At 71.3% G+C, this 13,898-nt stretch carries 12 protein-coding genes; 5 read left to right on the top strand and 7 right to left on the bottom strand.

Annotation, left to right across the window (positions count from 1 at the left end):
* The first annotated feature begins 14 nt into the window (after positions 1-14).
* Together F8R89_RS02360 and F8R89_RS02355 are read left to right on the top strand one after the other, a co-directional pair.
* Entirely contained in the window at positions 15-1,445 is a 1,431-nt protein-coding gene (locus F8R89_RS02360; protein ID WP_225994304.1) for an APC family permease, read from the top strand.
* Positions 1,432-1,755: a hypothetical protein gene (locus F8R89_RS02355; protein WP_151782362.1), complete on the top strand. Its 324-nt coding sequence runs from the start codon at positions 1,432-1,434 to the stop codon at positions 1,753-1,755. The genes F8R89_RS02360 and F8R89_RS02355 overlap by 14 nt, the downstream gene beginning before the upstream one ends.
* A gap of 55 nt (positions 1,756-1,810) precedes the next feature.
* Here the strand turns inward: F8R89_RS02355 and F8R89_RS02350 are convergent, their stop codons facing one another.
* The 3 genes from F8R89_RS02350 to modA form a co-directional block, all read right to left on the bottom strand.
* Positions 1,811-2,413 carry a TetR/AcrR family transcriptional regulator gene (locus F8R89_RS02350; protein WP_192806027.1) on the bottom strand — a complete coding sequence of 201 codons (603 nt, stop codon included), beginning with the start codon at positions 2,411-2,413 and terminating at the stop codon, positions 1,811-1,813.
* A gap of 56 nt (positions 2,414-2,469) precedes the next feature.
* A complete protein-coding gene (locus F8R89_RS02345) occupies positions 2,470-3,780 on the bottom strand; it encodes an MFS transporter (protein WP_225994303.1) in 1,311 nt (436 codons plus the stop codon).
* Positions 3,781-3,927: 147 nt separating this feature from the next.
* Entirely contained in the window at positions 3,928-4,731 is an 804-nt protein-coding gene (gene modA / locus F8R89_RS02340) for a molybdate ABC transporter substrate-binding protein (RefSeq protein ID WP_151782361.1), read from the bottom strand.
* A gap of 450 nt (positions 4,732-5,181) precedes the next feature.
* On the opposite strand from modA, the gene F8R89_RS02335 reads away from it, so the two are divergent.
* Positions 5,182-5,751: a GNAT family N-acetyltransferase gene (locus tag F8R89_RS02335; protein ID WP_151782360.1), complete on the top strand. Its 570-nt coding sequence runs from the start codon at positions 5,182-5,184 to the stop codon at positions 5,749-5,751.
* 355 nt (positions 5,752-6,106) lie between these two features.
* Positions 6,107-6,646, top strand: coding sequence for a DUF3291 domain-containing protein (locus F8R89_RS02325; protein WP_151782359.1), 540 nt, complete (start codon positions 6,107-6,109; stop codon positions 6,644-6,646).
* Here the strand turns inward: F8R89_RS02325 and F8R89_RS02320 are convergent.
* The 4 genes from F8R89_RS02320 to F8R89_RS02305 are packed head-to-tail and all read right to left on the bottom strand — an operon-like array spanning position 6,634 to position 11,849.
* Positions 6,634-7,227 carry a DinB family protein gene (locus F8R89_RS02320; RefSeq protein ID WP_151787957.1) on the bottom strand — a complete coding sequence of 198 codons (594 nt, stop codon included), beginning with the start codon at positions 7,225-7,227 and terminating at the stop codon, positions 6,634-6,636. The genes F8R89_RS02325 and F8R89_RS02320 overlap by 13 nt on opposite strands.
* A gap of 59 nt (positions 7,228-7,286) precedes the next feature.
* Positions 7,287-8,939, bottom strand: a complete 1,653-nt coding sequence (locus F8R89_RS02315) for a tannase/feruloyl esterase family alpha/beta hydrolase (RefSeq protein WP_151782358.1) — start codon at positions 8,937-8,939, stop codon at positions 7,287-7,289.
* 43 nt (positions 8,940-8,982) lie between these two features.
* Positions 8,983-10,464: an AMP-binding protein gene (locus F8R89_RS02310; RefSeq protein WP_151782357.1), complete on the bottom strand. Its 1,482-nt coding sequence runs from the start codon at positions 10,462-10,464 to the stop codon at positions 8,983-8,985.
* Complete coding sequence (locus tag F8R89_RS02305; protein WP_225994302.1) at positions 10,461-11,849, bottom strand: MFS transporter; 1,389 nt, start codon at positions 11,847-11,849, stop codon at positions 10,461-10,463. Before F8R89_RS02305 ends, F8R89_RS02310 begins: the two co-directional genes overlap by 4 nt.
* A 239-nt stretch (positions 11,850-12,088) precedes the next feature.
* Here F8R89_RS02305 and F8R89_RS02300 point away from each other — a divergent pair, with 239 nt between their 5' ends.
* Positions 12,089-13,894 (top strand): helix-turn-helix domain-containing protein, encoded by a 1,806-nt coding sequence (locus F8R89_RS02300; RefSeq protein WP_151782356.1) that lies wholly within the window; start codon positions 12,089-12,091, stop codon positions 13,892-13,894.
* Positions 13,895-13,898: the final 4 nt, after the last annotated feature.

Below are 13,898 nucleotides of genomic sequence, written 5' to 3'. Positions count from 1 at the left end.
GGACACGAGGCGGTATGGCAAGAAGAGTCGGAAACAGCACGGCGGCACAGGCCGGCACGGACACGGCGGCACCCGGAGGGGCAGGGGAGGGCACGGCGCTCAAGCGCGCCCTCACCACCCCGCTGCTCTACTTCTTCATCCTGGGCGACGTCCTCGGCGCCGGGGTGTACGTCCTGGTCGGACAGGTCGCCGCCGACGCGGGCGGAGCCGTATGGGTGCCGCTCGTCGTCGCCCTGCTGCTGGCCCTGCTGACCGCCGCCTCCTACGCCGAACTCGCGACGAAGTATCCGAGGGCGGGCGGCGCCTCCCACTACGCGACCCGCGCCTTCGGGCCGTTCGCCGGGTTCGTCGCCGGCTTCTGCATGCTGGCCGCCGGCGTCGTCTCCGTCGCCGCCCTCGCCCGGGGCTTCGGCGGCGACTACCTCTCGGCGTTCGTGACGCTGCCCGTGGGCCTGGTGGCCGTCCTGTTCCTGGGGCTGCTCGCCTTGATCAACGCGCGCGGCATCAAGGAGTCCACCCGCGCCAACGTCGTCGCCACCCTCATCGAGGTGGGCGGACTGATGGTCATCATCGTGCTCGGCGCCTGGCTGCTGCTGCGCGGCGACGGCGACCTCGGACGGCTCACCCAGCTGGGCACCCCCGAGAAGGGCGCCGCGGCGGCCGTCCTGAGCGGGTCCGTGCTGGCGTACTACTCCTTCGTCGGGTTCGAGACCTCGGTGAACGTCGCCGAGGAGACCCGCAATCCGAGGCGCTCCTACCCCCGCGCCCTGTTCGGCGCCCTCGCCACCGCCGGGGCCGTGTACGTCCTGGTCGGCCTGGCCGCCTCCGCCGCCGTACCGACCACCCGGCTGGCCGGGTCGAGCGGGCCGCTGCTGGAGGTCGTCAAGGAGGCGGGCGGCGTCCCCGAGCGCCTGTTCAGCGCCATCGCGCTCGTCGCCGTCGCCAACGGCGCACTGCTGACCGGCATCATGTCCTCCCGCCTCACCTACGGCATGGCGAAGGACGGCCTCCTGCCCTCCGCGCTGACCAAGGTGCTGCCCGGCCGCCGCACCCCGTGGGCCGCGATCGCCGCCACCACCGTGCTGGCGATGCTGCTCGCCCTCACCGGAAGCGTCGCTACCCTGGCCTCGACCCTGGTGCTGCTCCTGCTGATCGTCTTCGTCATGGTCAACACGGCGGTCCTCGTCCTGCGCCGCGACGAGGGCGAGGCGGACCACTTCCGCACCCCGACCGTCCTGCCGGTGCTGGGCATCGCCTCGTGCGTCCTGCTGGCCACGCAGATCGAGGGCGCGGTGTGGCTGCGCGGACTCATCATCGTGGCCGTCGGCGCGGCGCTCGGTGCGGTGGCCACCGCACGGCGGAAGAAGGGCGCGCGGCGGACGGCCCCCGCCGAGCCCGCCCCGAGCGGCGCACCGGACCAGAATCGTTCCCATGAGCACACGTGAGCCCCCGGAGAAGACCCCCGACGGGCACTTCGTGGTCATCGACGGACGGAAGTGGCGGGCCACCGACCCGTCCCTCCCCGGGGAGACCGGGGCACGCCTGCGGAGCCACCTGATGTCCGCCCGCCGCGCGGTGCGCGCGGCGACGACGGCGAACGACGAGAAGGCCGAACGGGAGGCCCGGGCCCGCGTGCAGCGGGCCAAGGTCGCGCTCGGCGAACGGGGCACCCCGTGGTGGGAGCAGTCCGACGACGAGCGGCGCCGGCGCTGGGAGGACGGGCTGGCGGCCCTCGACGAGGACGCTCAGAGCTGAGTCGGAGCGGCGGAAGCGGCCGGCTGCGACGCCTTCCCCGGGGCGACCCGCAGACCTACTGGGTGGGGTCGGGAACGGCGGACACCAGCGGGGACGCGTCCAGCAGGATGGCCGCGGCGGCGCGGGCGCTGGTGGCCGCCGACGGGTCGCGGTCCATCTTCGCGGACTGACCGGCACCGTCGTACAGCAGCAGGAACTGCCGGGCGATCGTGTCCGGATCGGCGTACCCGGCGGCCGCCGCCAGTTCGGTGAACAGGCCGCGCAGCCAGGCGCGGTAGTCGTCGGCCACCTTGCGGGCGGCGCTGTCGTCGGCCGCCTCGGAGGTGGCCCGGGCGAACGAGCAGCCGTTGTACCCCGGCTCGGTGAACGCCTCACCGAGCGCGTCGAACACGCCGAGCATCTGCTCACGCGGAGTGCGGAAGCGCGTCAGCGTGCGGGTGATGTGGTCCTTGCGGCGCTCGAAGCGGAGCTCCAGGTAGGCGCGGACCAGGCCTTCCTTGCTCCCGAAGCTGTTGTACAGGGAGGCCTTGGCCACTCCGGCGTGCTCGATCACCCGGTCGATACCGACGGTCTGCACGCCTTCGCTGTAGAAGAGCTCGTCGGCCGCCATGAGCAGACGTTCACGCGCGGACACGCGGGCCGGGGTCTTGGCAGCCATGGCGCCCACCTCTCTGTAGACAGACTTGTTCATTCTAGACCTTGCGAGGTCCGCGGTCACGCCTCGGACATCTGGGCCGACAGCCGCTCCCGCTTCTCCCGGCGACCGCTGCGCAGAAGCCCGGCGAAGGCGGCGAGCGCCAGCACGATGAGGGCGACGCTGTACTCCTTGGACGTCGTGATCAAGCCGCCGCCGTGCACCACCAGCACACCGGCGATGACGGCGGGGATGCCGAGACCGATGTAGCACACGACGTACAGCAGGGAGAGCGCGCCGGCGCGCTCATGCGCCTCGACCTTCGGGATGACGAGCCTGATCCCGCCCTGGAACCCGCTGCCGAACCCGACACCGGCTATCACGGTGCCCACGAAGAACCCGATCACCGACCAGGTGCCGCCCTGGCCCGAGCCGATCGACAGCAGGGTGATCGCGGCGCCGGCGACCAGGGTGCCGATGCTGAGCAGCATGACGGTCCGGGCGGCGGCACTCCGCAGGGTGATCGTGGTCAGCGCCGCGGAGACGGCGAGGACGAACAGCGGCAGCCCGCCCCACACCACGGACGAGGAGTGCTCCAGGGTCCGCATGAGGGACGGCCCCAGAGCGCCGTAGAGACCGCTCATCGACCACACGGCGAACATCACGGGCGCGGCGACGGCCACGGACGCGCGGGCCGACTTGGGCAGCTTGAACTCGGGGATCATGCTGGCCAGCGCGCCCGACTTGCGGCTCACCGTCTCCCGTATCGCGAGGACGGCCAGCGCTTGCAGGGCGAAGACGCCGAGCAGCACCGTGTAGACCAGGCGCGTGGGTGCCGGCAGGTACTGCACGATCAGCCCGGAGACCAGGGCGCCGGACGCGGTCCCCAGCATGGGCGCGAAGGAGTTCAAGAAGCCGCCCCGGCGCGGGTGGATGTCGAGCATGCCGGCGCCGAGCGCTCCGGCGGCCGCCCCCACGCTCAGACCCTGGAGGACGCGGCCGACCATCAGCGCGCCCACGTCACCGGCGGTGATGAAGATGGCCATGGCCACCACTTGGACGACCAGGGCCGTCACGATGACCGGCCGCCGGCCCACATGGTCGGAGAGCTTGCCGAACAGTAGGAGCGAGGAGAGGACGGCCACCGCGTACACGCCGAAGACGACGGTGACGGTGATGGGGGAGAACCCCCAGCGCTGCTGGTAGATCGCGTACAGAGGCGTGGGCGCGCTGGACGAGCCCAGCAGCGACATGAGGATCGAGGCGTACACGGCCATCGAGACCTTGGGTCCCAGGGGGAGGAACCTGCGCCGGGGGACCGCGTGCGCCGGGTGCCGCTTGATCGCGACGGTCGGAGGGGCTGAGGGGGAGACGGTCGTTACGCGACTCATGGGTGACTTTCAGCAGGAGGACGAAGCGGACTCCCCGATAGTAGACAGACCTGTCTGTTCAATGCCACGTGAGCCAGGTAAGAGTCAGGCATGGTTCAGGCAAAGGCGGCATCGGCTGTGACATCACCTGCGAGATCACCGGCGACATCACCGGGTGAGGAAGCCGGCCCCGCTCAGCACACGCTGACCCTCGGAGGACTTCACGAGGTCGATGAACGCCTTCGCCGTCCCGGGGTTCCTCGACTCCTTGAGCAGGGTGATCGGGTAGTCGTTGACGGCGCCGGCCGACTCGGGGAAGTCCACGCCCTCCACCTTGTCGCCCGCGGCCTTCACGTCGCTCCGGTAGACGACGGCCGCGTCGGCCTCCTTCAGGGCGACCTTGCTGAGGGCGGACTTGACGTCCTGCTCCCAGGAGACGGGAGTGAGCCGCAGCTTGCCGACGGCCAGGGCCTTCTGCGCGGCGGCACCGCACGGCACCGTCTTGTCGCACAGCACGACCTTCAGGCCCGGGCGGGTGAGGTCCTTGAGGGAGTCGACCTTGTGCGGGTTGCCCGGCAGGGTGGCGATCTCCAACCGGTTGCGCACGAAGGTGGTCGGGGCGCCACTGTTGCCCCCCGCGTCGGTCACGATCTTCATCGTCTTCGGACTGGCCGACGCGAACACGTCCGCCGGGGCCCCGCCGGTGATGCTCGCGGCCAGGGCGTCACTGCCGCCGAAGCTGAAAGTGACCTTCGTGCCGGGGTGGTCCTTCTCGAACGTCCTGCCCAGTTCCTCGAAACTCTCCTTGAGCGAGGCGGCGGCGAAGACGGTCACCTCACCGGACGGCCCGCCCGAGGCGGACGCCGACGAGCCGGAGCCGCCGGACGAGCAGGCGCTCAGAGCCAGCAGGGAGGCGGCGATGACGCCGGTCACCTGCGGCGTTCGACGGGTCCGCATTGTGGAACGACTCATCACTGGTCCACTCCCTCAGCTCCTCGATTGCGTCGATGATAATGCCGCAAGTGCGAACTGAAAGTCTCCTGTCGCATCGCATGAGCCGGGGGAGTCGTCCTGTGGCCTGGCATGTGCGTACCTACGGCTTTTAATGGGCAGGCAAAACCGGACACCGCGGGCGGCGGCTCGTCGGAGCGTGGGGACGACCCGAGAGCCTGCCTGCCCATCTGGCTGCAGAAGTGGGCCGGGACACCGGACATGGTGGACCCGTTCCTCGATGCGATCGGCGACAGCCCGGCCGCGGTGCGGTGGGACTTCAACGCCTGGTCCGCGGTGCCAGGGGTGGGGCCCGAGGCGCCTTCGTCACGGCCCAGGTCGGCCTGACGGTGATCGGGGACCTGGTCATGGCGCCCTGACGGCCGGGATATTCGGTGTCCTGGCCGCCGTCGGCGTCCCAGGATGGTGTGCATGACTCCGCCCACTCCCGTCCTGCACACCGAGCGCCTACGGCTGCGTCCCTTCACCGACGCAGACGCCGACTCCCTCTTCGCCCTGCACAGCAGCTCCCACGTGCTGCGCTACTGGGACTCCCCGCCGTGGACCGACCCGGCCCGCGCGCAGCGGTTCCTCGCGAACTGCCGGACGCTGGAGGACGAGGGCACCGGAGCGCGGGTGGCCATCGACCGTGTCTCCGACGGGGCGTTCGTCGGCTGGTGCGGTCTGTCCGACTGGAACCCCACGTACCGCAGCGCCTCGTTGGGCTATGTCCTCGGCGCTGCCATGTGGGGGCACGGCTACGCGACCGAGGCCGCGCACGCCCTGCTGCGGTGGGCGTTCGACACCCTGGACCTGAACCGCGTCCAGGCCGAGGCCGACACCCGCAACCAGGCGTCGGCCCGCGTCCTCGAGAAGCTGGGCTTCGTCCGTGAGGGGACGTTGCGGGAGGACTGCGTCGTGAACGGCGTCGTGTCCGACTCCTGGGTGTACGGCCTGCTGAAGCGGGACTGGCAGCCCCCGGCCGTGCCAGGAGCGCGCTGAGCGACCGCGTCTACAGGTCGGCCACCAGAAGGCGGCCAGGAATCCGTCGGTGCAGTCGTGCGGTACGGGAACCGTTCCGACGCGGGCGCCTCCGAGCAAGGAGACCAAGCGGTCCACGAGGACCGCACGGGTGGTCGAACCGGGCCGCCTCCGGCAGGTACTCGGCCGGCAGCCAGAACCGTACGGGGGTCGGGCCGCAGCGTCTCGGCGTAGGTCGCTGAGGCCACTTCGGTGCCGGGAAAGCAACTTCGACAGGGCCGGCGAATGCCTCTACCGTCACGTCACCCGCACCGGGGCCCTCGGCGATCGCCGTGCGGCTGCCCCGTACCGGGAACATCACCCCAGGGAGAGACGCATGCCCCAGCTCGCGCTGTACACCTTCGGAGTCCTGAAGGCACCGCTCGCCGATCCCTCCCCGCTCACACGCGAGTTCTACGCCGCCGGAGAGGCCGTCTACGGGACGATCGGCCGGCACCCGGGGTACCTCGCCCGCGCCGAACCGGCCGAGGGTGACCGAGGCGTGCTCTTCGGAGCGGACTGGGGCCCGTGGGGACAGTTCGCCGTACCCGCCTGGTACGACAAGGGCCGCACGGCGGACACCACCGCCCTCGCCGCGACCCTCTCCCTCTGGACAGGCCTGCGCCCCGCCTACGACGCCGTGTACACCGGGCTGCACCGCGGGGCACTGAACAGGCGGCACGACTGGTTCGAGCGCACGGGACACCCCGGTCACGTGCTCTGGTGGATCCCCGAGGGCACGGTCCCCACCTGGCAGGACGGAGTCTCCAGGCTGGAATCCCTCCACGACCGCTGTCCCGCGCCGGACGCCTTCGCCTTCCACCGCGCGTTCACGCCGGAGGGAACCGCGACCAGGGCCGGCGATCAGGCCGGGTGAGACGACCCGGACACGGCCGACCGGGCGGCCCGTTCGATCTTCGCGCGGTGGGCCGCCCGGGCCTCCTCGTCGACGTCCTGCTCGTACTGGGAGCGCATCCCGGTCCGCCCGTCGACGCCCTCGCGCAGGATGTCGGCGTGCCCGGTGTGCCGATTGATCTCGCCGAGGACGTGGACGAGGACGGCGAAGAGGGTCGTGTTGGGACGGGGGTCCGGCCACCACGGCACATGGCCGGCGGCGTCGAGGGGAAGCCCGCTGATCGTCGCGTCCGCATGTTCCCAGGTACGCCGGTAGAACCCGACGATCTGCTCGCGGGTCTCGTCCCCGGCCGCCCAGTGATCGCTGCCGTCGTGGTCCTGCCAGTGGGGCAGCCCCTCCGGGGAAGGCCGGCCGAAGACCTCGCCGAAGTACCTGGCCTCCACCTGGGCCACGTGTTTCACCAGGCCGAGGAGGTTGGTCCCGGTCGCCGTCAGAGGCCGCCGCGCGTCGTATTCGGACAGGCCGTCGAGCTTCCAGAGCAGCGCCTCACGGTCCCGCCGCAGCCTGCCGTGCAGGAGGTCCTTCGCCAAGTCGTCGATCATGCGGCAGGAGCCTGCCATGGACTGGCTCCTGCCCTCAAGATCCTCAACCTGCCCCCGGTTCACCTTCGGACACACTTGAAGCTGCCCGCGCTGTCCGGGTCGCCGGCCCGGTACTTCGGCCAGCTCGGGTACTCGCACAGGGGGCGGGCCCTGCCGTCGTTCGCGTCGGTGACGACCGGAGCGACGGGCTGCCTGTCCTGCTCGGTCCAGCGCTCGACGGCGGTCAGGGAGTCCCAGGCGGCGGCGAAGGCGGGGCTGCCGAAGTTCGCGTGGTTGGCGCCCGGTACGAGGTAGTACCGCATGAACTCCCGTGTCCTGTGCGGCCCCACCGTGTCGGCGACCCGCTCGTAGTAGTCGTTCGTCGCCCGGTGCGAGACCAGCTCGTCGGCCGCGCCGTGCAGGAGCAGGAGCTTGCCGCCGGCCCGGGCGAAGGGGGAGAGGACCGCGTCGTTGACGTCCTGCAGTTCGGACAGCCGGCTGATGCGCTGGAGCCACTTGCCGGGGCGGGCCGGGTCGACGGCCAGGGAGTCGTGGCCGGGGTCCCTGGTGAGGGCGTACCTCACCCACTGGTCCCAGTACTGCATGCCGTACCCGCTCGTGAGCGGCATCGGATGGGACGGCGCCGTCGTGCCGAAGCCCAGGACCGGGGTGCGCAGGTCGGCGCCGGAGAGGAAGGGGAAGCCGGGGTAGCTTCGCTCGCCGCTCGCGACCCGGTACGGCCACGTCCACGGCGACGAGATGGCCCGGACCGCGGCGATCTGACGGTCCGACAGGCAGGAGGGGCCCGTGTCGGCGCCGGCCGGGCAGCGCAGGGTCGCGGGATCGAACCGGCAGGCGTCCGGGTGGGAGACGACCCGGTCGTTCAGCCCGTCCAGGCCGTCGCACGCGCGCAGCACGCTCTCGTACAGCAGCGTCTGCTTCTCCGGGCCGGGGAACGCCCCCGGCTGGGCCAGCGCCTGTGTGGCATGACCCAGATAGAGCGCTTCGGCGAGGTTGTTCCAGGCCGGGTAGGCGGAGATCACGCCGTCCATCGCGGTGGGCCACCGCTGGACCATCGCGAGCGCCTCCCGGCCACCGGTGGATCCGCCCGCGAAGTACGTGTACCGGGGCGTGGCGCCGTAGAACGCGCGGATCAGGAACTGGGCGGCGTCGTGCGTCTTCTTGAGCGCGTCGCCGGCGGCGAAGTTCCGCAGCGCTTCGTCGTTGACGGCGAAGGAGCCGTCCAGGGAGAGGATCGGGTGCTTCGCCGGGTCCGCCTGGTGCCCGGAGTCACTGGCGTAGGTGGCGTAGCCGCGTGCCAGCGGTGTGGTCCCGCCCTTCGGGGCGAAGGGCACGTCGCCGCGGACGTCGGGGACCGTGCCGTTGTAGCCGCCGCCCCCGAACATCATGGATCTGCGGTTCCAGTCGACGGGGAGGGCGACGCGCAGGGTGATGTCGGGTGCCGAGCGGTCGACGGGGGAGAGGGCCGCGTCCACCCGGCAGTAGGTGAGGCTGACCCCGCTCACGGTCTCCGTCACCGGGGACGAGGCGGCGACACGGCCGCCACGCGTGGGCAGGGAGATGACGGCCGCCGGAATGGCCGTCCCGGTCAGCGACGCGCACTGAGCCGGGGCGCTCCGGGCCGATGCCTCCGACGGGCGCGCCTGCGCGGGGACGGCCAGGAGGGCGCCGGCCGTGGCCAGCGCGATCCCCGTCAGCGTCCTGGGGTTCATACGGGTTCCTTCCTCCGGAGGGAAGCGGTGCGCGAGGAGGGGGTCACCGGCTCGGCTCGGGCATGCGCTGGGCGCGCAGCTCCGAACGCCGGACCTTGCCCGCCGCGTCCCGCAGGGAGTCGTGGACCAGTTCGATCGACCGGGGCAGCTTGTGGCGCGACAGCCGTCCGTCGAGGAAGGCGTGGATGTCGTCGGCGCTGACGTCGGCCTGGCGGGGCGTATGGACGATGGCGTGCAGCCGGTTGCCGGTGTCGGCGTCGGGCAGGCCGATGACGACGGCGGTGAGGACCTGCTCGTGTTCGACGAGGGCGGCCTCGATCTCCGCCGGGTACACGTTGACGCCTCCGACGGTGATCATGTCCGAGCGGCGGTCGTGCAGATACAGGTAGCCGTCGGCGTCGAACCGTCCCATGTCACCCAGTGACGACCAGCCGTCGCGTGAGGTGGGTTCGGAGCCGATGTAGCGGTAGGTGGCCGGGGTTCCCGGGGTGACCCGCATGTAGATCTCGCCCTCGACGCCGGGTTCGGTGACCTCGGCGCCGTCGGCGTCCAGTAGCTTCATCTGACCCCATGTCACCTTGCCGACCGACCCGACGTGTCGGAGCCATTCGTCGCCGCGCAGCGTGCATCCGGCCTCCGCCTCCGTGCCGCCGTACAGCTCCCAGACCCGTTCGGCTCCCAGCCACTCGATCCACGTCCGCTTCAGCCAGACGGGGCAGGGTTCCGCGCAGTGCCAGACCGAGCGCAGCGAGGTGAGCGCGTAGCGGTCGCGGACCTCGTCCGGGAGCGCCGTGATGCGCCGCATCATCGTGGGGACCAGATACACCCAGGTCACCGCGTGCTCGTCGATCGCGGACAGCGTCCGCTCCGCGTCGAACCTGGTCAGCAGGGTCACCGAGCCGCCGAGGAAGATCGTCGTCAGGGCGGTGACGAACGGGGCGTTGTGGTGCAGCGGAGCCGTGATCAGGGCTTGTTCACCGGCGCCGATCCCCCACATGTCCGAGTCGAACGGGGACGTGACCGCCGGCCGGCCCGACAGGATGATCTTCGGGCGCCCGGTCGATCCCCCGGAGGTCGGGGCCTTCCACGACGTCGCGGTCACCGGCGCGAGGTCGTCGTCGCTCCGCCCGGCCGCCAGTTCCCCGACGGTCACCGCCCTCGAACGGTCGACGAGCGCGCCGTCCGGTTCGGTGACCACCACGGCGGGCTCGCCCAGTTCGAGGACGGCGTCGAGCTCGGCCGCCCGCATCCTCGGTGACAGGACCTGCGGGGTGGCGCCGGCCTTGTAGCAGGCGAAGACGGCGAGCACGAGGTCCGTCGAGTTGGGCAGCACCAGAGCCACGATCCGGCCGGTGGCCGCCCCGGCGTCCAGGAGCCCCCGCGCGACGCGGTTGCTGCCCCGGTGCAGCTCCGCCCAGGTCAGCGTGTCGGTGCCGGCGCGCACCACCACGGTGTCCCCGATCTCGGCGGCGAACGCGCCGGGGATCTCGGACAGGGGGAATCCCTCGGGGGGCAGGAACGTCACGCCAGGACCTCCGGGTCGCGCTCGACGGTGGACGGTGCGTCGTCACCGGCGGTCGTGCGGTCCTCGCGTCGCAGGGCCCAGCGCAGGGCCACCGCGAGTCCGCCCGCGACGAGGGACGCGACGATGATGATGGGGAAGCCGGAGGTGGGGTCCCCGGAGTCGGACTCGGCCAGACCGAACAGGTACGGCCCGACGAAACCGCCGGTCAGACCGACCGTGTTGATGAAGGCCAGGCCCGCGGCCGCCACGATCCCCGTCATCCGGGCCATGGCGACCGACCAGAAGACGGGCAGGGTGCCGAACAGCAGCATCGACATGACGCCGATCAGGACGATGCGCACGGAGGGCGAGGAGACCGCCAGGAACACCGCGGCGACCAGGGCGGGGGACACCGCCAGGACGCCGATGGTCAGGGACTCGCGGGGGAAGCGCCGGTAGAGCGCAGGGATCACCAGCACGCCGATCGTCCCGCCGATGCCGGTCACCCCGCTGAGCAGGCCGACGACGAAGGAACCGTTCACGTCCAGCGACTCGATGATCGACGGCACGTTGAACGTCACGCCGTTCATCGTGAGCTGGTTCAGGAAGTAGATGACGCCGATGAGCAGGATGAACGGCCGTCCGAACGCCTGCCCCACATTGCCCTTCAAGGTGTGCGCGCCCTTGCCGTCCGGGGTGGTCCCGCCGTTGCTCTCCCCACCCCGCGCGGTGTGTTCGGCCCCCTCGCTCAGTACGGCCGCCTCATCCGCCGCCAGCCACTTCGCGTCGGCCGGCACCTCGGGCAGGAGCGCCAGGACGACCAGGCCGATGCCCATGGTGATCAGGCCCTCGACGAGGAACATCCACTGCCAGCCGTGGAAGCCGGCGACGTCGTCCAGTTCCATCAGAGCGCCGCCCAGCGGCCCGCCCAGGAGCAGACCCAGCGTGGGCGCCAGGTAGATGAAGCCGATCGCGGTGGCCCGGTCCTTCTGCGCGAACCAGCGCGTCATCATGAACATCATCGCCGGGTACAGACCGGCCTCTGCGGCACCGAGGGCGATACGCCCGATGTAGAACGTGACGTCGTCCGAGATGAACATCATGAGGGACGTCACCGCGCCCCAGGACAGAGCGATCCGGGCGATCCAGCGCCGCGGGCCCACGCGGTACATGATCAGATTGCTGGGCACCTCGAACAGCGCGTACGTCAGGAAGAAGAGACCGGCGCCCAGACCGAACGCGGCCGCGCTGATGCCCACGTCCGCCTGCAGGTGGGTCTTGGCCAGGGCGATGTTGGTCCGGTCGACGTAGGACATGAAGTAGGTCAGGCAGAGCAGCGGCAGCAGCCGCAGCATCGCTTTGCGGGTCGCGGCGGCGTGCGGACCGCCGACAACGGGGATCGACATGCGGGTCACTCCCAGGAAGCCGGGCTCGGGGACGGGGGATCGCGCGCGGTCGACCGGCCGGGCGGCCGACCGCCGGATCACCGTGGGTGCGGGGACATCCGACTGCGTCGTGCATGACAACGAAGCGCGTGGGGCGACAGTAGAGCGCCGCACGCCCGACCAGAGATGGAACGTACCTCCACCGCTGACCCGGTGAGGGTGTAAGAATTCACCACCCGACGGCGCGAGTGGTGGCAGCGATGGAACAGACCGAATCCGGCACGGCCGGTCCCGTCGGCGACGGCGAACTCACCTCCTACCGGCTCCGGCGCGAGCGCGAGCTGAGCAGCCTGTACCAGACGGCCCGGTCCCTGACCGCGTTGGGCGAGGTCGACGAGGTGCTGCGGTCCATCGTCCGGCACGCCCACGAACTCATCGGCAGTGACTTCGTCTACCTGTCCCTGCTGGACGCGGAGGGCTATCTCACGCTCAAGGCGTCCGCCGGCACGATCTCGTCGGAGTTCTCGTCCGCGCGCGTCCCCCGGGGGCGGGGCCTGGGCGGGCGCGTGCTGGAACACAAGGCGCCGTTCTGGGTGAGCAACTACCGCAAGGCGCAAGCCCTGCCGCACGACCCCACCTTCGACCTGCTCGTCCCCCGCGAAGGGCTCACTGCCCTCCTGGGCGTCCCGCTCCTCGTGGGGGAGCAGGCCATCGGCGCGCTCTTCGCCGCCGACCGCACCGAACGGCCCTTCGAGAAGGACGAGGTGGCGCTCTTCAGCGCCTTCGCCAGTCATGCCGCGGTCGCCCTGAACAACGCCCGTCTCTACGAGCAGACCCGGGTCTCGCTACGGCGCCTCGAGGACGCCTACCGGACGATCGAGGAGCAGGTCACCACGCTGGAACGCGCCGCCGCCGTGCACGAGGCGCTGACCCATGTGGTGCTATCCGGCGGGGGACCCGGCGACATCGCCCAGCTCCTGGTCGAACAGCTCCAGGGCACGGTCACCATCCAGGACCGCGACGACAGGGTCCTCGCGGTCCGGCCCCCAGGAGAACCGGGGGAGGACGGCGACGAGGACCTGGGACGCCGGCTGCGCGAGGAGGCCCGCACCACCGGCCGGTGCGCGTCGGCGCAGGGCCGGGACGGCACCTTCCGCAGCGTGATCGCCGCGCGGGCCGGCGGCAGCCACTTCGGCTTCCTGACCCTGGCACGCCGGGCCGCCCCGGAAGCGGCGGAGGTACGGATGCTCGAACGCTCCGCACAGATCATGGGGTTGCTCATCCTCATGCGGGACGCCCGGGTCGAGGCCGAGGAACGGGTCCGGGGCGAGCTGCTCATGGAGCTGATGTCCCCCACGCCGCTCCATCCCGCCCAACGCGACAGGGCCCTGGCCCGCGGCGTCGACGTCGACCACCTCGACACCCTCGTCGTGGTCGAGTGCCCCGGACGATCCGCCACCGACATCATCCGGCAGCTCAAGCCCCTGTCCTCCGCATGGTCGGGGCTCGCGGGCGAATACCTCGGCCGCGCCACGATGCTGCTCCGCGCCGACGACGAGAACGACCTGGCCGGCACCCTGCACCACGCCCTGCGCCGAGCCCTCGGCGCACCCGCCCTCGTGGTCTGCGACCGGATCGCCGGCCAGGAACGGTCCCGCTCCCACGCGCTCGCGCTGCGCTGCCTCAAGGTCATGCGCGCACTCGGCGAGACCGACCGCGGGGTCAGCACACGGCAGTACGCGATGTACGCGCTCGTCTTCGACCCCGACCGCGCCGACGACCTCGACCGCTTCCTCACCGACAGCCTCGGCCCGCTCCTCGAGTACGACCGCCGACGGTCGACGTGCCTGGTGGCGACGGCGGCCGCGTACTTCGCCCACTCGGGGAACCTCAGTCAGACGGCCCGCGCCCTCCACGTGCACCTCAACACACTGCTGAAACGGCTCGACCGGATCGGTGTCCTGCTCGGCGAGGACTGGCGCTCGGCGGACTCGGCACTACGGCTCCATCTGGCGCTGCGTCTGCACGAGTTGAGAGCGGCGGTCGACGGACCGCCGCCCGTCTGAGTCT

It is taken from the genome of Streptomyces sp. SS1-1, from assembly GCF_008973465.1.
Taxonomy (GTDB): Bacteria; Actinomycetota; Actinomycetes; order Streptomycetales; family Streptomycetaceae; genus Streptomyces.
The sequence above is the reverse complement of the archived record's forward strand: the minus strand, read 5'-3'. Positions and strand labels throughout refer to the sequence as shown.